General features: G+C 69.8%; 15 protein-coding genes. 5 read left to right on the top strand and 10 right to left on the bottom strand.

All coding sequences use genetic code 11. The features are described 5' to 3' along the window. Positions 1-7: 7 nt before the first annotated feature. Positions 8-1729, bottom strand: a complete 1722-nt coding sequence (locus ASC98_RS11470) for a M14 family metallopeptidase (RefSeq protein ID WP_056804229.1) — start codon at positions 1727-1729, stop codon at positions 8-10. An 84-nt stretch (positions 1730-1813) separates the two neighbouring features. Between ASC98_RS11470 and ASC98_RS11475 the strand changes: the two genes are divergently transcribed. Beyond that, positions 1814-2839: an RNA methyltransferase gene (locus ASC98_RS11475; protein WP_056804231.1), complete on the top strand. Its 1026-nt coding sequence runs from the start codon at positions 1814-1816 to the stop codon at positions 2837-2839. On the opposite strand, the gene ilvB is transcribed toward ASC98_RS11475, so the two are convergent. Further along, positions 2785-4587: a biosynthetic-type acetolactate synthase large subunit gene (ilvB, locus tag ASC98_RS11480; protein ID WP_056804233.1), complete on the bottom strand. Its 1803-nt coding sequence runs from the start codon at positions 4585-4587 to the stop codon at positions 2785-2787. The two genes, ASC98_RS11475 and ilvB, sit on opposite strands and share 55 nt — an antisense overlap. Before the next feature lie 100 nt (positions 4588-4687). Here ilvB and ASC98_RS11485 point away from each other — a divergent pair, with 100 nt between their 5' ends. Beyond that, positions 4688-5149 (top strand): Lrp/AsnC family transcriptional regulator, encoded by a 462-nt coding sequence (locus tag ASC98_RS11485; RefSeq protein WP_056804238.1) that lies wholly within the window; start codon positions 4688-4690, stop codon positions 5147-5149. A gap of 127 nt (positions 5150-5276) precedes the next feature. Here ASC98_RS11485 and ASC98_RS11490 read toward each other — a convergent pair whose 3' ends face one another. The 6 genes from ASC98_RS11490 to ASC98_RS11515 form a co-directional block, all read right to left on the bottom strand. After that, entirely contained in the window at positions 5277-6191 is a 915-nt protein-coding gene (locus ASC98_RS11490; protein WP_235581240.1) for a branched-chain amino acid ABC transporter permease, read from the bottom strand. Between the two features lie 50 nt (positions 6192-6241). Next, positions 6242-7129: a branched-chain amino acid ABC transporter permease gene (locus ASC98_RS11495; RefSeq protein ID WP_056804241.1), complete on the bottom strand. Its 888-nt coding sequence runs from the start codon at positions 7127-7129 to the stop codon at positions 6242-6244. A 188-nt stretch (positions 7130-7317) separates the two neighbouring features. Then, on the bottom strand, positions 7318-8523 hold the full coding sequence (locus tag ASC98_RS11500; RefSeq protein ID WP_056804244.1) for an ABC transporter substrate-binding protein: 1206 nt from the start codon (positions 8521-8523) through the stop codon (positions 7318-7320). Between the two features lie 29 nt (positions 8524-8552). Continuing rightward, positions 8553-9257 carry an ABC transporter ATP-binding protein gene (locus ASC98_RS11505; protein ID WP_056804247.1) on the bottom strand — a complete coding sequence of 235 codons (705 nt, stop codon included), beginning with the start codon at positions 9255-9257 and terminating at the stop codon, positions 8553-8555. A gap of 1 nt (position 9258) precedes the next feature. Further along, the gene (locus ASC98_RS11510) at positions 9259-10044 is read right to left on the bottom strand and encodes an ABC transporter ATP-binding protein (RefSeq protein ID WP_056804250.1); all 786 of its coding nucleotides are present in this window, start codon (positions 10042-10044) and stop codon (positions 9259-9261) included. 28 nt (positions 10045-10072) lie between these two features. Beyond that, positions 10073-10885, bottom strand: coding sequence for an IclR family transcriptional regulator (locus ASC98_RS11515; protein WP_056804253.1), 813 nt, complete (start codon positions 10883-10885; stop codon positions 10073-10075). Between the two features lie 295 nt (positions 10886-11180). Between ASC98_RS11515 and ASC98_RS11520 the strand changes: the two genes are divergently transcribed. From ASC98_RS11520 to ASC98_RS11530, 3 genes are all read left to right on the top strand, one after another. Then, on the top strand, positions 11181-11732 hold the full coding sequence (locus ASC98_RS11520) for a cytochrome b (RefSeq protein WP_056804256.1): 552 nt from the start codon (positions 11181-11183) through the stop codon (positions 11730-11732). Positions 11733-11766: 34 nt separating this feature from the next. Then, on the top strand, positions 11767-12333 hold the full coding sequence (locus ASC98_RS11525; RefSeq protein ID WP_056804259.1) for a YceI family protein: 567 nt from the start codon (positions 11767-11769) through the stop codon (positions 12331-12333). 62 nt (positions 12334-12395) lie between these two features. After that, entirely contained in the window at positions 12396-12968 is a 573-nt protein-coding gene (locus ASC98_RS11530; protein ID WP_056804810.1) for a YceI family protein, read from the top strand. A 30-nt stretch (positions 12969-12998) separates the two neighbouring features. Here the strand turns inward: ASC98_RS11530 and ASC98_RS11535 are convergent, their stop codons facing one another. Together ASC98_RS11535 and ASC98_RS11540 are read right to left on the bottom strand one after the other, a co-directional pair. Continuing rightward, entirely contained in the window at positions 12999-14546 is a 1548-nt protein-coding gene (locus tag ASC98_RS11535) for a methyl-accepting chemotaxis protein (RefSeq protein ID WP_056804263.1), read from the bottom strand. 101 nt (positions 14547-14647) lie between these two features. Continuing rightward, entirely contained in the window at positions 14648-17632 is a 2985-nt protein-coding gene (locus ASC98_RS11540; RefSeq protein ID WP_056804265.1) for an L-glutamate gamma-semialdehyde dehydrogenase, read from the bottom strand. Positions 17633-17702: the final 70 nt, after the last annotated feature.

The following is a 17702-nucleotide window of genomic DNA, read 5'->3' on the forward strand; positions in this document are numbered from 1 at the left end:
GCCAGGCCTAGTCGAGCACGACCTCGGTCTTGACGGCGCCCGCGCGGTCGGCGCGGGCACTCAGTGCCAGCCGCGTGCCCTTCGGTGCGCGCACCACCCATTCCGCCACCGCCCGATCGGCCGTCACCTCGCGCGTCGGCAGGAAGGCCTGCAGCGTGCTCTTCGGCCCGTGGCCTTCGAGCTGCGGGCCTTCGATGCGCTCCTTGCCGCTGACCAACGACACCGTCGCATCGCCCGCCGGCAGGTGGATCTCGAACATCGTGCCGCGCACCGTCTTGCGCGCCAGCGCCCGCTTGCTCACATAGGCGGGCAGGTAGCCGCTGTTGCACACCGCGAGGCGCACGCGCCAGGTGTCGGGGCCGAGCGCGCGCACCTCGGTGCGCAGCAGTTCGAGCCGGGGCAGGCTCAGCGCGATCTGGTTCATCCACGCCGGGAAGCGCGCCGCCTCGCGCTCGCGCAGTTCGGGCGGCGGGTTGCGCCAGAAATTCATCTTGTCCCAGCCGCCGATCTCGACCGCGCCGAGCTGCGGATGGTGGAAGGGCGTCCACGCGACGTGGGCCTGGCCGCCGCACTGCTCGTCGCTCCACTTCAGCAGCTTCAGGTCGTCTTCCACCGGGTGGTCGCGGAACCAGTCGATCCACTTGTAGCCGGTGATGCCGGCCTCCTTGTTCGGCGACCACAGCTCCACCACCCAGAACAGCGCCCCGAGGTGCTCGTACACCCAGTCCTGCGTGCCGGTGATGACCTCCTTCGGGTGGTACTTGAAGTCGTGCCAGATGCTGATCGCCGGATAGCCGGTCAGCTTCTCGCCGAGCGCGCTGAAGCGCTTGTACGACCACAGGTCCTCCGGGATCATGTCGTCGTCGCTCTGCGTGCCCATCGGCCGCAGGATCACGCCGCTGTGCGTGTGGTAGCTGATCGCCGCGCCGATGTTCGGGTGCTTCAGGATGAACTCGACCATCGCCCGCACCTCGGGCTCGCTCGCGGGGTACGGGCCGGCGCCGACCTGCTCGAACTCCTGGCGCCAGGCCGACGGGAAGTTGCGGTTCAGGTCCAGCCCCTCCTGGTCGCGGTTCACGTTGACGGTCAGCCCGTCGTAGTTCTTCAGCAGGCCCTCGGGCATCAGCCGGTAGTACTCGCCGCCGAACTCGCCGGGCTCGCGCGGCACCATCAGCCGCTCGTCCTGCGGGCACTTCTTGTAGGTGCCGTGCGGATCGGGGATGCGCATCGTCAGCATGCGGCCGTCGCCGTCGACGTCTTCCAGCGTCAAGCCCTCGACCGGCTCCTCGTCGAATGGGTAGCTGCGCGTCGACGAGCGGATGTGGCGCGGCCGGTCGGCCAGCGCCAGCTCGGCGCCATCGGGGTTGATGCGCGGGCACAGGTAGATCGCGCGGGTGTCGAGCAGCTGCGTGACCTGGCGGCCGGTCTCGTCATCGCGGCCGTACTGCGTCACCAGGTGGTGCAGGTAGTACAGGCAGGTCGTGCTGGCGGTGAGTTCGGCGGCGTGGATGTTGCCATCGGCCCAGAACGCCGGCTTGTCGGTGTCGGGGCCGGTCGCGGTGTTGGTGACGGTCGCGAGCCAGATGTCGCGGCCCTCGTGGCTCTTGCCGATCGAGCGCACCTGCACCAGGTCGGGGTGGGCGTCGGCGTAGTCGAACAGCAGCCGGGTCAGGGCGTCGTACTTGTAGAAGATGTCGAAGCGGGGCGTGGGCGTGGCGGGCAACGTCATGGCGTACGTCTGGGCGGTTGGGGGCGAAGGCAGGAGTGTCGCGCAACGCGGGCCGTTAGACTGTGGCGCCCTCCGCCGACCCCCATGCGCATCGCCACCCTCCGCCAGCAGCTTCGCGAGCACGGCGCCAAGCCCGTTCACGAGGAACGCGTGCTGCGCCAGTGGTCGCGCGCGCTGCCGCAGGACGCCGGCAAGCGCCGCCCGGAGGATTTCCTGCCGCTCGCGCTGCGCGAGGCCCTGCCGGCGCTGATGCAGCAGCTCGACGGCCTGGCGCGCCTGCGCTCCGAGCACCCGGCCGATGACGGCTCGGCCCGCCTGCTGGTCGAGCTGCCGGACGGCCAGACCGTCGAGAGCGTGCTGCTGCCGCGCGACGGCCTGTGCGTGTCGACCCAGGTCGGCTGCGCGGTCGGCTGCGTGTTCTGCATGACCGGCCGCGACGGGCTGCTGCGCCAGGTCGGCAGCGCCGAGATCGTCGCGCAGGTGGCGCTGGCCCGCGCGCGCCGGCCGGTGAAGAAGGTGGTGTTCATGGGCATGGGCGAGCCGGCCCACAACCTCGACAACGTGATGGAAGCGATCGAGCTGCTCGGCACCGCCGGTGGCATCGGCCACAAGAGCCTGGTGTTCTCGACGGTCGGCGACCCGCGCGTGTTCGAGCGCCTGCCCGAAAGCCCGGTGAAGCCGGCGCTGGCGCTGTCGCTGCACACCACCAAGGCGGCGCTGCGCGAGCAATTGCTGCCGCGCGCGCCGCGCATCGCGCCCGACGAACTGGTCGAGCTCGGAGAGCGCTACGCACGCTCGACCGGCTACCCGATCCAGTACCAGTGGACGCTGCTCGACGGCATCAACGACGGCGACGACGAGATCGACGGCATCGTGCGGCTGCTGCGCGGCAAGTACGCGATCATGAACATGATCCCGTACAACACCAACGAAGGGCTCGACTTCCGCCGGCCGAGCGCGGAGCGCGCCGAGGCGATCGCGCGCACGCTGCACGGTCGCGGTGTGTTGACCACGCTGCGGCAGTCGGCGGGGCAGGAGGTGGAAGGCGGCTGCGGTCAGCTGCGCGCCCGCGCGCTGCCGGCGGGCAGCATTCCGATCCACGCCGCCTGAGCCTGCGGGCCGAGCAGCACCTCGTGGTGCGCGCGACCGGCCGGGATCATCGGCCAGCAGTTCTCTTCGGGTGCCACCACCACGTCGAGGAAGAACGCCCCATCGCTCGCGAGGCATTCGGCCAGCGCATCGTCGAGCTCGCTGCGCTGATCGACGCGGCGCGCACCCCAGCCGAAGGCCTTCGCGAGCGCGACGAAATCCGGCTGCACGTCGAGCGCACTGTGGCTGTAGCGCTCGCCGTGCACCAGCTGCTGCCACTGCCGCACCATGCCCATGTGACCGTTGTTCAGCAGCACCACCTTGACCGGCGCACCGGCCTGCACGGCCGTCGCCATCTCCTGGATGTTCATCAGGATCGACGCGTCGCCGCTGACGCAGACCACCAGCCGGCCGGGGTGCGCGACCTGCGCGCCGATCGCCGCCGGCAGCCCGTAGCCCATCGTGCCGGCCCCGCCCGACGTGAGCCAGCGCCGCGGCGCGTCGAAGCGCAGGTGCTGCGCAGCCCACATCTGGTGCTGGCCGACATCGGTCGAGACGATCGCGTCGCGGCCCTCGAGCGCCGACTGCAGCCGCACCAGCAGCGCCTGCGGCGCGATCTGCCCGGGCGTGTCGTCGAAGGCCAGCGAACGCTGCGCGCGCCAGCCGTCGATGCGTGCCCACCACGCGTCGAGCCGGCGCGGGTCGAGGGGCTGCGGGCCGAGCATCTCCAGCAGCGACTGCAGCAGCCAGCCGCAGTCGCCGACCAGCGGCACCTGGGTCTTCACGACCTTGTTGATCGAGGTCGCGTCGATGTCGACGTGGATGAAGCGCGCCCCGGGGCAGAAGCCGTCGAGCCGCCCGGTGACGCGGTCGTCGAAGCGCGCGCCGACGCACACCACCAGGTCGGCCTCGTGCATCGCGAGGTTGGCCTCCAGCGTGCCGTGCATCCCCAGCATGCCGAGGAACTGCGGGCTGGATGCCGGGAAGGCGCCCAGGCCCATCAGCGTCAGCGTGCACGGCGTGTGGCAGCGATGCACCAGCTCGGCGAACGCCGCGCAGGCGGCGGGGCCGGCGTTGATCAGGCCGCCACCGCCATAGAACACCGGCCGGCGGGCCTCGCGCAATGCGTCGACGGCGCGGCGCAGCGACGCGTTCGGCCTGGCCGGTCGCGGCAGCGTGAAGGCGCCCGTCGCGCCGTCGGTGATCGGCACCTGCGGCGCGAGCTGCACATCCTTCGGCACGTCCAGCAGCACCGGCCCCGGCCGGCCGCCGGCGGCCACCGCCAGCGCCTTGCGCAGCAGCGGCCCCAGCTGCGCGGCGCTGCGCGCCTGCGCGTTCCACTTCGTCACCGGCCGCGAGATGCCGAGCGCGTCGCACTCCTGGAACGCGTCGGTGCCGATCGCCGTCGTCGCGACCTGGCCGCTGATGCACAGCACCGGCACCGAATCGCACAGCGCGTCGAGCAGGCCGGTGGTGGTGTTGCTCATGCCGGGCCCCGAGGTCACGAACACCACGCCGATGCGGCCGGTGCTGCGCGCATACCCCTGCGCCGCATGCACCGCCGCCTGCTCGTGCCGCACGAGGATGTGGCGCAGCCGCGGCTCGCGGTGCAACGCGTCGTACAGCGGCAGCACCGCGCCGCCGGGGTAGCCGAACACGGTGTCGACGCCGTGCGCGAGCAGCGTCGCGATCAGCAGGTCGGCGCCGTCGGGCGCTCGCTCGGTAGGGGCGGCGGGCTGCAGGCATCGGACGGCGAGGGGTGCGTTCATGCCCGGAAGTTTCTCGTGCGAGGCGCAGCAAAGGCTGCTGAAACTTCGGCGGGTTACGATGCCGGCGGCAAATTCTCCTGCGCCTTCACAAGGTCACAGCATGCAGCTCGACAAGTTCGACATCGCCATCCTCGAAGCGCTGCAGCGCGACGCCCGCATCAGCATGGGCGAGCTCGGCGCGCAGGTCGGGCTGACCAGTTCGCCGTGCTGGAGCCGCATCAAGCGGCTGGAGCAGGCCGGCGTGATCGAGGGCTATTCGGTGCGCGTGAACCCGGCGGAGGTCGGGTTGCCCGACACGGTGATCGTGCAGGTCACGCTGGACAGCCACTCCGACGAGGCGCTGTTCGAGTTCGGCCGCGCGCTGGAGGCGATCCCCGAGGTGCTGGAGGCCTTCCTGGTGTCGGGCGACTACGACTACTACGTGCGCATCGCCGTCAGCGACACGCGCGACTACGAGCGGCTGCTGCGCGAACGGCTCTACAAGATCCCGGGAATCCGGCACAGCAAATCGAGCTTCGTGCTGCGGCAACTGAAGCAGAGCCTGCTGCCCTTGCGCCGCTGAAGAACCCGTTCGCCCTGAGCCTGTCGAAGGGCCCGATCATCCTGAGCTTGTCGAAGGACCTGAGCCTGTCGAAGGGCCTGCTCGCATCGAACCGGAGCTTCGACAAGCTCAGCCCGAACGGAACGGGTCAGCCGCTCTTGCGCTTCTGCCAGGCGATCAACTCGCCGACGAACCCACGCCGGAACGCGATCACGCACACCACGAAGATCACGCCGATGATCACGGTGACCCACGAGCCGACGCGGTCGGCCAGGTAGTCCTGCAACCCGATGATCGTGAACGCGCCCAGCACCGGCCCGGCAAACGTGCCCATGCCACCGAGCAGCGTCATCAGGATCACCTCGCCCGACAGCGACCAGTGCACGTCCGACAGCGTCGCGAAGCCGAGCACGAAGGTCTTCATCGCCCCGGCCAGCCCGGCGATGCCGGTCGACAGCACGAAGGCCAGCAGCTTGTAGCGGTCGACGTCGTAGCCGAGCGAGATCGCGCGCGGCTCGTTCTCGCGGATCGCCTTCAGCACCTGGCCGTACGGCGAATGCACGATGCGCAGGATCAGCACGAACACCGCGACGAACACCGCGAGCACGAAGAAGTACATCGCGAGGTCGTTGGCCATCGGGATCAGGCCGAACAGCTTGCCGCGCGGCACGCCCTGCAGCCCGTCCTCGCCGCCGGTGAACGGCGCCTGCAGGCAGACGAAATAGACCATCTGCGCCATCGCGAGCGTGATCATCGCGAAGTAGATGCCCTGGCGGCGGATCGCGATCAGCCCGACCACCAGCCCGAGCGCCGCGGCCACCAGCGTGCCGGCGACGATGCCGAGCTCCGGCGTCCAGCCGGCGCTGCGCACCAGCCAGCCGGTGATGTAGGCCGCCGCGCCCATGAAGGCCGCATGCCCGAACGACAGCAGCCCGGTGAAGCCGAGCAGCAGGTTGAAGGCGCACGCGAAGATCGCGAAGCACAGCGCCTTCATCATGAACACCGGGTAGATGCCGATGAAGGGCGCGATCACCAGCAGCGCCAGCAGCACGCCCCAGGCGATGACGGATTTGCGCTGGAAGGCGTCGTTCTTGGTCGGGGTGGACACCACGCTCACTTCTCCTTGCCGAACAGGCCGGCCGGGCGGATCACCAGCACGATCGCCATGATCACGAACACCACGATGTTCGAGGCCTCGGGGTAGAACACCTTGGTCAGGCCCTCGACCAGGCCGAGCATCAGCCCGGTGAGGATCGAGCCGAGGATGGACCCCATGCCGCCGATCACCACCACCGCGAACACCACGATGATCAGGTTGCTGCCCATCAGCGGCGTGACCTGGATCACCGGCGCCGCCAGCACGCCGGCCAGCGCCGCCAGTGCCGCGCCGCCGGCGTAGGTGAACATCACCATGCGCGGCACGTTGATGCCGAAGGCCTGCACCAGCGCCGGGTTCTCGGTGCCGGCGCGCAGCGTGGCGCCGAGCCGCGTCTTCTCGATCAGGAACCAGGTGCCCAGGCACACCGTGAGCGACGCCACCACGACCCAGGCGCGGTAGTTCGGCAGCACCATGAAGCCGAGGTTCGTCGCGCCCTGCAGCGCGTCGGGCACGTTGACCTGCTGGCCGGAGACGCCGAACTGGTCGCGGAACAGGCCTTCGGCGATCAGCGCGAGGCCGAAGGTCAGCAGCAGGCCGTACAGCGGGTCGAGCTTGTACAGGTGCTTCAGCAGCGTGCGCTCGATGACGACGCCGAGCGCGCCGACGATCACCGGCGCGAGCACCAGCGCGCCCCAGTAGCCGAGGCCCCATTTCTCCATCGAGAACCAGGCCACGTAGGCGCCGACCATGTAGAGCGCGCCATGGGCGAAGTTGACGATGCCCAGCAGGCCGAAGATCACCGCCAGGCCCAGGCTCAGCATCGCGTAGAACGAGCCGTTGACGAGGCCGAGCAGCAGCTGGCCGGCGAAGGCCTGCAAGGGGATGCCGAAGATTTCTGTCATGGGGTGCGTCTCAAGAATTCCGTTCGCCCTGAGCCCGTCGAAGGGCCCGATCATCCTGAGCCTGTCGAAGGGTCGGGCTGAGCCTGTCGAAGCCTTCGTGCCTGGGCGCCAACCCTTCGACACGGGCCTTCGACAAGCTCAGTCCCTGCTCAGGGCGAACGGGGGTGAGCGGCCGAACGGGGGTCACATCACTTCCAGCTGGCGCACTTGCTCTCGGCCTTGGTCGTGAACGCCGCGTCGCCCTTGATCGTCTCGACCACGTTGTAGTAGTCCCACGGCTCGGTCGACTTGTCGGGCGTCTTGACCTGCATCAGGTACATGTCGTGCACCATGCGGCCGTCCTCGCGCACCGTGCCGTTCTTCGCGAACATGTCGTTGACCTTGGCCTTGTGCAGCTGCGCGAGCACCTTGTCGCCATCGTCGGTGCCGGTCGCCTTGACGGCCGCCAGGTAGTTGGCCGTCACCGAGTAGTCGGCCGCCTGCAGCGACGACGGCATGCGCTTGACCTTCTCGAAGAACTTGCGGCTCCAGGCGCGCGTCTCGGCATCCTTGTTCCAGTACCAGCTGTCGGTCAGGTACATGCCCTGCGTCGTCTTCAGGCCCAGCGAGTGGATGTCGTTGATGAACACCAGCAGCCCGGCCAGCTTCATCGTCTTCGTGACGCCGAACTCGTTGGCCGCCTTGATCGCGTTGATGGTGTCGCCGCCGGCGTTCGCCAAGCCCAGGATCTGCGCCTTGCTCGATTGCGCCTGCAGCAGGAAGGACGAGAAATCGCTGGCCGACAGCGGATGCTTGACCTGGCCGACCACCGAGCCGCCCGCGGCCTTCACGACGTTGGTGGTGTCGTTCTGCAGCGCCTGGCCGAACGCATAGTCGGCCGACAGGAAGTACCAGCTCTTGCCGCCGGCACGCACCACCGCGCCGCCGGTGCCCTTGGCCAGCGCCATCGTGTCGTAGGCCCAGTGGATGGTGTACGGGCTGCACTGCTCGTTGGTCAGTGCCGAGCTGCCGGCACCGACCGCGATGAACGGCTTCTTCTTCTCGAGCGCCACCTTGGCCATCGCCAGGCTGGTGCCGGAGTTGGTGCCGCCGATCAGCATGTCGACGCCCTGCGTGTCGAACCATTCGCGCGCCTTCGCGGCGGCCACGTCGGCCTTGTTCTGGTGGTCGGCCACGACCAGCTCGACCTTCTTGCCGTTGACCATGCCGCCGGCGTCGGCGATCGCCATCTTGATCGCCTCGACGCCGGCCGGGCCGTCGATGTCGGAGTACAGGCCGGACATGTCGGTGATGAAGCCGATGCGGATCACGTCGCCCGAGACCTGCGCGTGCACGGGCACGGCGGCGGCGGTGGCGACGAGCGAGCAGGCGGCGGCGATGTGTCTCAGTTTCATTGAGGTCTCCTTGTGGTGGATGCTTGAAGTCAGACGCCCAGGTACTCGTGGAGCTGGGCCAGGCGGTCAGGCAACTCGGCCTGGGTGAACTCTTGAATGATCTGGCCGTGCTCCATCACGAGGAAGCGGTCGGCCAGCGGCGCGGCGAAGCGGAAGTTCTGCTCCACCATCACGATCGTGTAGCCCTGGCGGCGCAGCAGCACCACCATCTCGGCGAGCTTCTGCACGATGACCGGAGCCAGGCCCTCGGAGATCTCGTCGAGCAGCAGCAGCTTCGCGCCGGTGCGCAGGATGCGCGCGACGGCCAGCATCTGCTGCTCGCCGCCCGACAGCCGCGTGCCCTGGCTGCCGGCGCGCTCCTGCAGGTTCGGGAACATCGCGTAGATCGCGTCGACCGCCATGCCGCCGTCGGCGAGCTTCGGCGGCAGCAGCAGGTTCTCCTCGGCCGACAGGCTCGAGAAGATGCCGCGCTCTTCCGGGCAGTAGCCGATGCCGAGCCGCGCGATGCGGTGCGTCGGCAGCGCGATGGCCTCCTGCCCGCGAATGCGGATCGAGCCCTGGCGGCTGCCAGTCAGGCCCATGATCGCGCGCAGCGTGCTGGTGCGCCCGGCGCCGTTGCGCCCGAGCAGCGTGACGACCTCGCCCTCGTCGACGTGGAAGTCCACGCCGTGCAGCACGTGCGATTCGCCGTACCAGGCCTGCAGCCCGCGGACTTCGAGGAAGCGTTCGGCCATCTCAGTGCGCTCCGGCGAGTTCGACGTTGGCGGTGCCCATGTAGGCCTCGACCACCGCAGGGTTCTTCGAGACCTCGCTGTACGGCCCTTCGGCCAGCGTGGCGCCGCGCTGGAGCACGGTGATGGTGTCGGCGATGCTCGAGACCACGCTCATGTTGTGCTCGACCATCAGGATGGTGCGGTTCGCCGACACCTTCTTGATCAGCTGGCGGATGCGGTCGACGTCTTCCAGCCCCATGCCCTGCGTCGGCTCGTCGAGCAGCATCAGCTCGGGCTCCATCGCGAGCGTGGTCGCGATCTCGAGCGCGCGCTTGCGGCCGTAGCTCAGCTCGACGGTCGGCGTGTCGGCGTACCCGGCCAGGTCGACCTCGGCCAGCAGCGCGCGGGCGCGGTCGTTCAGGCCGTGCAGCGTGCGCTCGGACTTCCAGAAATGGAACGAGGTGCCGAGTTGGCGCTGCAGCGCGACGCGCACGTTCTCGAGCACGCTCAGGTGCGGGAACACCGCCGAGATCTGGAACGAGCGGATCACGCCGCGGCGCGCGATCTGCGCCGGCTTCTCGCGCGTGATGTCGTTGCCGTTGAACAGGATCTGGCCGCGCGTCGGCGTCAGGAACTTGGTCAGCAGGTTGAAGCAGGTCGTCTTGCCGGCGCCATTCGGGCCGATCAGCGCGTGGATGTGACCGCGACGGACCTTCAGGTCGACCTGGTTCACCGCGACGAAGCCCTTGAACTCCTTCGTCAGCGCGCGGGTTTCGAGGATGGTGTCGGTGGGGCTGGCTGTGCTCATGGAACCTGGAACTCCTCTTCGGTGCGGCTCAGGCGGCCGGCGCGAGCGTGCTGCCACCCAGCCGCTGCGTCAGCTCGCGCGCGACGCGCATCACGGTCTCGCTCTGCTGCGCCGCGACCTGCGGATCGAGCATCGCCTTCTGCAGGCAGACGCCGACGCCGGCCACCGCCTGGCCGGACGCATCGAACACCGGCGCGCCGAAGCAGTACACGCCTTCGCGCACGCTCTCGTCGTCGATGCTGTAGCCGCGCCGGCGGATCTCGGCCAGTTCGTCGACCAGGTCGCTGCGCTGGATCGGCGCGCGGTTCATGAAGGCCGGCAGCCGGCTTTGCGGAAAGTGGCTGAACAGCCGGGCTTCGTCCAGCCACGCCAGCATCGCCTTGCCGGTGGCCGCGCGGTGCGCCGGCAGCCGCATGCCAACGGTGAACGCCAGGCCGAGCGGCCGCACGCCATTGCGCGCGGCGACGTAGACCACGTCGGCACCGTCCAGCACCGACAGGATCACCGTCTCGGGCGGCGCCGCGCCGGCCTCGGCCCACAGCGCCGTGAACTCCTGCGCCGGGCTGGTGTGGGCGACGAACGCATGCGCCAGGCCCATCACGCGCGGACCGATGAAGAAGCAGCCGTCGTCCTCGCGGCGCAGGTAGCCGAGCGCGCTCAGCGTGTTGCACAGGCCGTGCACGCTGCTCTTCGGCAGGCCGAGGCTGGCCGACAGCCGCGCCAGGCTCATCGCCTCGCGCTGCTGCGCCAGCAGGTCCAGCAGCGCGGCCGCCCGCGTGACGGCCGGCACCAGGGCCGGCTTGGTCGCGGAGGAGCGGGGGCGGTGGGTTTCTTGCAGCATGCGTTGAACAGCGACGCGGCGCGGTGGAGGGAGAGGCGGTGCTGTTCAACAGGTTGAACCTGGATCGACCCATCGAACAGCCGGCGCAGTCTAAGAGGGGTCTTTGCAGGCCGGAATGCCGGCGCGGCCGGTTCGCGGGAAAGTCCGCACAGGGTTTGCGCGAGGCATCTCGCTTCATTTTTTTGAATGGTTGCGACAAGCGTGGTGAACTTCGTCACCTCGCCCCGCTCTTAAAGTGCCTCCCCACGGGCCGATTCGAGCGGCCCAAGTGCTTCAAACTGTTTCAAGGTCCTTCATGCGCGCTCCGCCTTCACGCTACGACGCCGTTGCCATCAGCTTCCACTGGCTGCTGGGCCTGGCCATCGTCGGCACGTTCTGCGTCGGGCTGTACATGAGCGACCTGCCGTTCTCGCCGCAGCGCCTGAAGCTCTTCAACTGGCACAAGTGGGCCGGCGTGACGATCCTCGCGCTGTCGGCGCTGCGCCTGTTGTGGCGCCTGACGCACCGCCCGCCGGCCGACCTGCCGTCGCCCGCCTGGCAGCAGCGCGCGTCGCACTGGACGCACACGCTGCTGTACGTGCTGTTCTTCGCGGTGCCGCTGGTCGGCTGGGCGTACAGCTCGGCGGCCGGCTTCCCGATCGTCGTGTTCGGGCTGCTGCCGCTGCCGGATTTCGTGCCGGCCGACAAGGCGCTGGCCGAGACCGCCAAGCAGGCCCACGCGCTGCTCGCCTATGGCCTGGCCGCTCTGGTGACGCTGCATGTGGCGGCCGCGCTGAAGCACCAGTTCATCGACCGCGACGGGCTGCTGGCCCGCATGTGGCCGCGTTCGTCACGTTCCTCGCGCTGACCCCTGTGTCCGATTCTTTCCGGGAGACCTTCGAATGAAAACCTACCTCACCGTCGCCAGCTTCGCCCTTGCCGCCGCGTTCGCCTTCCCTGCCTGCGCGCAGCAGAAGGTGGTGCCGGCGCAAAGCGAGATCGCCTTCACCAGCAAGCAGATGGGCGTGCCGGTCGACGGCAAGTTCCGCAAGTTCGACGCGCAGGTCGCGTTCGACCCGAAGAAGCCCGAGGCCGCGAAGATCGGCTTCACGATCGACCTGGCGAGCGTCTCGCTCGGCACCGCCGAGACCGAGGCCGAAGTCGCGAAGCCGGACTGGTTCAACACCAAGTCGTTCCCGCAGGCCACGTTCCAGTCGACCAGCGTGAAAGCCACCGGCCCCGGCAAGTTCGACGTCGCCGGCAAGCTGGCGATCAAGGGCGCGAGCCACGACGTGGTCGTGCCGGTGGTGCTGGCGCAGGCCGGCGGCAACACGACCGCGACCGGCAGCTTCGTCATCAAGCGCCTCGATTTCAAGATCGGCGATGGCGACTGGAAAGACACCTCGATGGTGGCCAACGACGTCACCGTCAAGTTCAAGCTCGCGCTGACCGGCGTCGGCGCGCTCTGATCTTCCGGACCTTCCGGATTCCCTTGCTGTACCCCACCCACCTCACCAGGAACGTTCCCATGATGATGAAGACCCTCGTTGCCGCCGCCGCCCTCGCCGCTGCCGGCCTCGCCCAGGCCGAAGCTGCCACCTACGCGGTCGACCCGACCCACACCTTCGTGACCTTCGAGGCGAAGCACTTCAACACCAGCACGCTGCGCGGCCGCTTCGACAAGAAGGAAGGCACCGTCGCGTTCGACAAGGCGGCCAAGACCGGCCGTGCCGAAGTGACCTTCGACATGACCTCGGTCAGCACCGGCGTGCCGGCGCTCGACACCCACCTGAAGGGCAAGGACTTCTTCAACGCTGCCGAAGCCCCGACCGCCAAGTTCGTCGGCGACAAGTTCAGCTTCGACGGCGCCGGCAAGGTGACCACCGTCGCCGGCACGCTGACGATGAACGGCAAGACCCAGCCGGTCACGCTGACCGCCGCGAACTTCAACTGCTACGAGAACCCGATGCTGAAGCGCGAAGTGTGCGGCGGCGACTTCGAGACGACGATCCAGCGCAGCCAGTGGGGCGTCAGCTACGGCCTGCAGTACGGCCTGCCGGACAACATCCGCCTGCTGATCCAGATCGAAGCCGTCAAGCAGTAAGACTTCATCCGGCGAACCGGCGCGGCCCGCTCAGGCCGTGCCGCCGGCGAGCCGGAACACCGACACCGCGCCGGCCAGCCGCTGCGCCTGCGCGCTGAGGCTGCCCGCCGCGGCGGCCGATTCCTCGACCAGCGCGGCGTTCTGCTGCGTCACGCCGTCGAGCTGCTGCACCGCGTGGTTGACCTGGCCGACGCCCTGCGTCTGCTGGCGCGAGGCCCCGCTGATCTGGCTGATCAGCGACGACACCTGCGCGAACTGGCTGACGACGCGCTGCATCGTCGAGCCGGCCTCATCGGCCAGCCGGTGCCCTTCCTCGATCCGCTGCGTGCTCTCGGCGACCAGGCCGCGGATCTGCCGCGCCGCTTCGGCACAGCGCTGCGACAGCGAGCGCACCTCGCCCGCCACCACCGAGAAGCCGCGGCCGTGCTCGCCCGAACGGGCCGCCTCAACCGCTGCGTTCAGCGCGAGGATGTTGGTCTGCAGCGCGATGCCGTCGATCACGCCGACGATCGTGCCGATGCGCGCGGCCGCCTCGCCGATCTCGTTCATCGTCGCGACGACCCGCGTGACGACCGTGCCGCCGTGGTCGGCCACCTGCGAGGCCTCGGCCGCCGCGCTGTCGACCAGCCGCGCATGCTCGGCATTGCCGCGCACGCTGTGGTCGATCTGGTGCAGCGCCGCCGCGGTCTGCTGCAGGCTGGCCGCCTGTTGCTCGGTGCGGTCCGACAAGTCCATGTTGCCCTGTGCGATCTGCGCGCTCGCGGTGGCGATGCCGTCGGCGCCGTCGCGCACCTCGCCGACCACGCGCCGCAGGCCGGCTTGCATGTCGACCAGCGCCCGCAGCACCTGGGCCGCTTCGTCGCGCCCGCTGACCTGGATGTCGCTGCACAGGTCGCCGGTGGCGATGCGCGCGGCGACGCCGCTGGCCTGCTGCAGCGGCCGCGCCACGTCGCGCTGCAGCCGCCACCAGACCCGTGCGAACAGCAGCACGCTGGCCAGCAGGGCGCCGGCCAGCACCGCGAGCGCGTTGCGGTCGTTCAGCGCGACGATGTCGTCGAAGCCGGAAATCTTCTCGTCGGCGAACGCGTTCGAGCGCTCGACGGTGCGGTCGACACCGCGCCGGTGCGCTTCGTAGTGCGCCTGCACTGCCGGCAGCGCCGCGCGCGCCGCATCGGCGTGCCCGTCGTGCAGCGGTTGCAGCACCTGGGCCCGGGCGGCCTCGAAGAAGCGCTGTGCCGCCTCGTGCTGCTCGCCGAGCAACTCGCGCTCGAGGCCGTACGGCGGATGGGTGCGCCAGTAGTCTGCGCGGGCCCGGTAGGCCTCGGCCAGCGCATCGAACCCTTGGATCGCCGCGGCCGGCGCCAGCGTGCCTTCGAGCGCCTGCGACAACACCAGCCGCGCCTCGATCAGGTACAGCGGCGGCGGCAGCACGTCGGCGGTCACGTCCTTCGCGACGAACACCTGCCGCGCCTGCGCCTGCATCCGCTGGCTGCTCCAGCGGGCGCTGGCATGCAGCACCAGCATCGCGACCACGAACACCGCGAGAAACAGCAGCAGGACGGACTTGATCGACTTCATGGCAACACCTCGACGAACACCGGAGCCAGCCGCCCGGCGCGGGCGCTGTGTCAGGTTTTTCGACGGGCTGCCGGTCGCCTTGACCGGGTCATTTGTTCAGATCAGGCGCCCCCGGCCAGCAGCGCCGCATTGCCGCCGGCGGCCGCGGTGTTGATCGTCAGCGTCTGCTCGGCGCAGAAGCGGTACAGGTAGTGCGGGCCGCCGGCCTTCGGGCCGGTGCCGCTCAGCCCCTCGCCACCGAAGGGCTGCACGCCGACCACCGCGCCGATCATGTTGCGGTTGACGTAGACGTTGCCGATGCGCGCCGCCTGCGCCAGGCGCAGCGCGCGGCTGTCGATGCGCGTCTGGATGCCCAGCGTCAGCCCGTAGCCGAGCGCGTTCACCTGCGCGATCACGTCGGCCACGTCGCCGCGCCAGCGCACCACGTGCAGCACCGGGCCGAAGATCTCCTGGCGCAGGTCGGCGATACGCGGCAGCTCGAACGCGACCGGCGCGACCAGCCGCGGGAAGGTCGAGGTCACCGGGGCCTCGCCGATCAGCGTCGCGCCGGCGCGCAGCCGCTCGACGTGGCCGCGGATGCCGGCGAAGGCCTCGTCGTCGATCACCGGGCCGACGTCGGTCGCGAGCAGCGCCGGGTCGTCGACGCGCAACTCGGACAGCGCGCCACGCACCATCTCGATCACGCCATCGGCCACGCCTTCGTGCACGCACAGCAGCCGCAGCGCCGAGCAGCGCTGGCCGGCCGAGCGGAACGCGCTCTGCACCACTGCATCGACCACCTGCTCCGGCAGCGCGGTGCTGTCGACCACCATCGCGTTGATGCCGCCGGTCTCGGCGATCAGCGGCACGATCGGGCCGTCCTTCGCGGCGAGCGTCCGGTTGATGATCTTCGCGACCGCGGTCGAGCCGGTGAAGCACACGCCGGCGGTGCGCGCGTCGGCGACCAGCGCGGCGCCCACGGTCTCGCCGGGGCCATGCAGCATCGCGAGCGCGTCGCGCGGCACGCCGGCCTCGTGCAGCAGCGCGACCATGCGCTGGGCGACGGCCGGCGTCTGTTCGGCCGGCTTGGCCGCCACCGCGTTGCCGGCCACCAGCGCGGCCACCACCTGGCCGGCGAAGATCGCGAGCGGGAAGTTCCACGGGCTGATGCAGGCGAACACGCCGCGGCCATGCAGCTGCAGCGCGTTGCTCTCGCCGGTCGGGCCGGGCAGGGTCTGCGTGGCCAGGCGGGCTTCGGCCTGGTCGGCGTAGTAGCGGCAGAAGTCGACCGCCTCGCGCACCTCGGCCACGCAGTCGCCCAGCGTCTTGTGCGCCTCTTTGACCAGCAGGCCGCAGAACTCGGGCAGGCGGGCTTCGAGCGCATCGCCGGCGCGGCGCAGCACCGCGGCGCGCTCGGCCAGCGGTGTCGCGTTCCAGGGCTCGAAACCGGACTGCAGCCGCGCCATCGCATCGCCGACGTCGGCCACCGTCGATTCGCGCACCGGCTCGACGACCGTCGCCGCGAGTGCCGCATCCAGCGGCATGCGTTCTTGGAGGCAGGCCAGGTCGACGCCACGCGAGTTGACGCGCGCCACGGGGCCGTACAGCGCCCGCGGCAGCGGCTGGCCCGGCGCCGCGGCCGGCGTCAGCGGCGACGCGAGCAACTGCTCGACCGGCACCTCGTCGTCCGACAGCTGGTGCACGAACGACGAATTGGCGCCGTTCTCCAGCAGCCGGCGCACCAGGTAGGCCAGCAGGTCGCGGTGCTCGCCGACCGGCGCGTAGACGCGCACCGGGAGGTCCGCGTCGCGCATGACTTCGCGGTACACCCCTTCGCCCATGCCGTGCAGCCGCTGCATCTCGAACGGCGCGCCAGCGGCCCGCGCCATCTGCACGATCGCCGCGATGGTGCCGGCGTTGTGCGTCGCGAACTGCGGGTAGATCACGTCGGCATGGCCGATCAGCGCGCGCGCACAGGCCAGGTACGAGATGTCGGTGTGGTGCTTGTGCGTGAAGACCGGGTAGCCGGCCAGGCCCTGTTCCTGGGCGCGCTTGATCTCGCCGTCCCAGTAGGCGCCCTTGACCAGTCGCACCATGAACTTCAGGCCGTGGCGGCGGGCGATGGCGGCGACCTCGTCGACCACCTGCAAGGCGCGCGTCTGGTAGGCCTGCACCGCGAGGCCGAAGCCGCGCCACTGCGGAAACTGCTGCGCGATGCGCCCGGCCAGCGCGTCCAGCACGTCGAGCGACAGCTCGAGCCGATCACTCTCTTCGGCATCGATCGTCAGGTTGAGGTTGGCGCGCGCGGCCGGCTCGATCAGCTGCCACACGCGCGGCAGCAGCTCGGCGCCGACGCGCTCGCGCTGTGCGTCTTCGTAGCGCGAGAACAGCGCGCTGAGCTTGATCGAGATGCCGTCGGCCGATTCGGGGGCTGCGGCAACGCGGCCGCCGCCGATCGCCTCGATCGCATTCGCATACGACGCCAGGTACCGCCGCGCATCGGCCTCGGTGCGGGCGCCTTCGCCGAGCATGTCGTAGCTGAAGCGCAAGCCGGCCTGCTGCTTGCGCGCGGAGGCCGCCTCGCCCATCGCCTCGGCGATGTGGCGGCCGAGCACGAACTGCCGGCCGAGCAGCTGGATCGCGCGCACCGTCGCGGCGACCACCGTCTGCGCACCGAGGCGCTTGAACAGCCCGGCGTCGGCGTCGGCTTCCGGCAGGAACTTCTTCGACAGCGAGATCGCGCTGGCCGACAGGCTGGCCAGCATCTGGTGCGGCCCGCCCGACGACGCGTCGAACTCGGCCTTGCCGAGCTGGTCGGCCGTCAGCGCGATCGCGGTCTCGGCATCGGGCACGCGCAGCAGCGCCTCGGCCAGCCGCATCAGCGCGAGGCCCTCGGCGCTGGAGATCGGGTACTCCCGCAGCAGCGATTCCATCGCCCAGAACGGCGCCGGCTTGTCGCGCACCGCCTGCACCCAGGGCCGCGCCGCGGCCTGCACCGCCGCCCAGTCGAGCGCCCCGGCCAGGGGTGGCGTCAGGCTTGCTAACAGCTCCAGTTCAGGGCGGTACGGGTAGGGCAGGCGGGCGCGAGCCGGCGGCAAAAAAATCATCAAAGGTCACCATTGGTGTTAGTTCTACTAGCGTATCTGCTGATCACATGAATTAATCACCGACAAAAAG

This window comes from Rhizobacter sp. Root1238 (assembly GCF_001425825.1).
Classification (GTDB): domain Bacteria; phylum Pseudomonadota; class Gammaproteobacteria; order Burkholderiales; family Burkholderiaceae_C; genus Rhizobacter.

Coding starts and splice junctions, on each gene's coding strand:
- ASC98_RS11505 (WP_056804247.1), bottom strand. CDS start 9,257: ATGGCCGAACGCTTCCTCGAAGTCCGCGGGCTGCAGGCCTGGTACGGC.
- ASC98_RS11515 (WP_056804253.1), bottom strand. CDS start 10,885: ATGCTGCAAGAAACCCACCGCCCCCGCTCCTCCGCGACCAAGCCGGCC.
- ilvB (WP_056804233.1), bottom strand. CDS start 4,587: ATGAACGCACCCCTCGCCGTCCGATGCCTGCAGCCCGCCGCCCCTACC.
- ASC98_RS11510 (WP_056804250.1), bottom strand. CDS start 10,044: ATGAGCACAGCCAGCCCCACCGACACCATCCTCGAAACCCGCGCGCTG.
- ASC98_RS11470 (WP_056804229.1), bottom strand. CDS start 1,729: ATGACGTTGCCCGCCACGCCCACGCCCCGCTTCGACATCTTCTACAAG.
- ASC98_RS11520 (WP_056804256.1), top strand. CDS start 11,181: ATGCGCGCTCCGCCTTCACGCTACGACGCCGTTGCCATCAGCTTCCAC.
- ASC98_RS11485 (WP_056804238.1), top strand. CDS start 4,688: ATGCAGCTCGACAAGTTCGACATCGCCATCCTCGAAGCGCTGCAGCGC.
- ASC98_RS11535 (WP_056804263.1), bottom strand. CDS start 14,546: ATGAAGTCGATCAAGTCCGTCCTGCTGCTGTTTCTCGCGGTGTTCGTG.
- ASC98_RS11495 (WP_056804241.1), bottom strand. CDS start 7,129: ATGACAGAAATCTTCGGCATCCCCTTGCAGGCCTTCGCCGGCCAGCTG.
- ASC98_RS11500 (WP_056804244.1), bottom strand. CDS start 8,523: ATGAAACTGAGACACATCGCCGCCGCCTGCTCGCTCGTCGCCACCGCC.
- ASC98_RS11525 (WP_056804259.1), top strand. CDS start 11,767: ATGAAAACCTACCTCACCGTCGCCAGCTTCGCCCTTGCCGCCGCGTTC.
- ASC98_RS11530 (WP_056804810.1), top strand. CDS start 12,396: ATGATGAAGACCCTCGTTGCCGCCGCCGCCCTCGCCGCTGCCGGCCTC.
- ASC98_RS11475 (WP_056804231.1), top strand. CDS start 1,814: ATGCGCATCGCCACCCTCCGCCAGCAGCTTCGCGAGCACGGCGCCAAG.
- ASC98_RS11540 (WP_056804265.1), bottom strand. CDS start 17,632: ATGATTTTTTTGCCGCCGGCTCGCGCCCGCCTGCCCTACCCGTACCGC.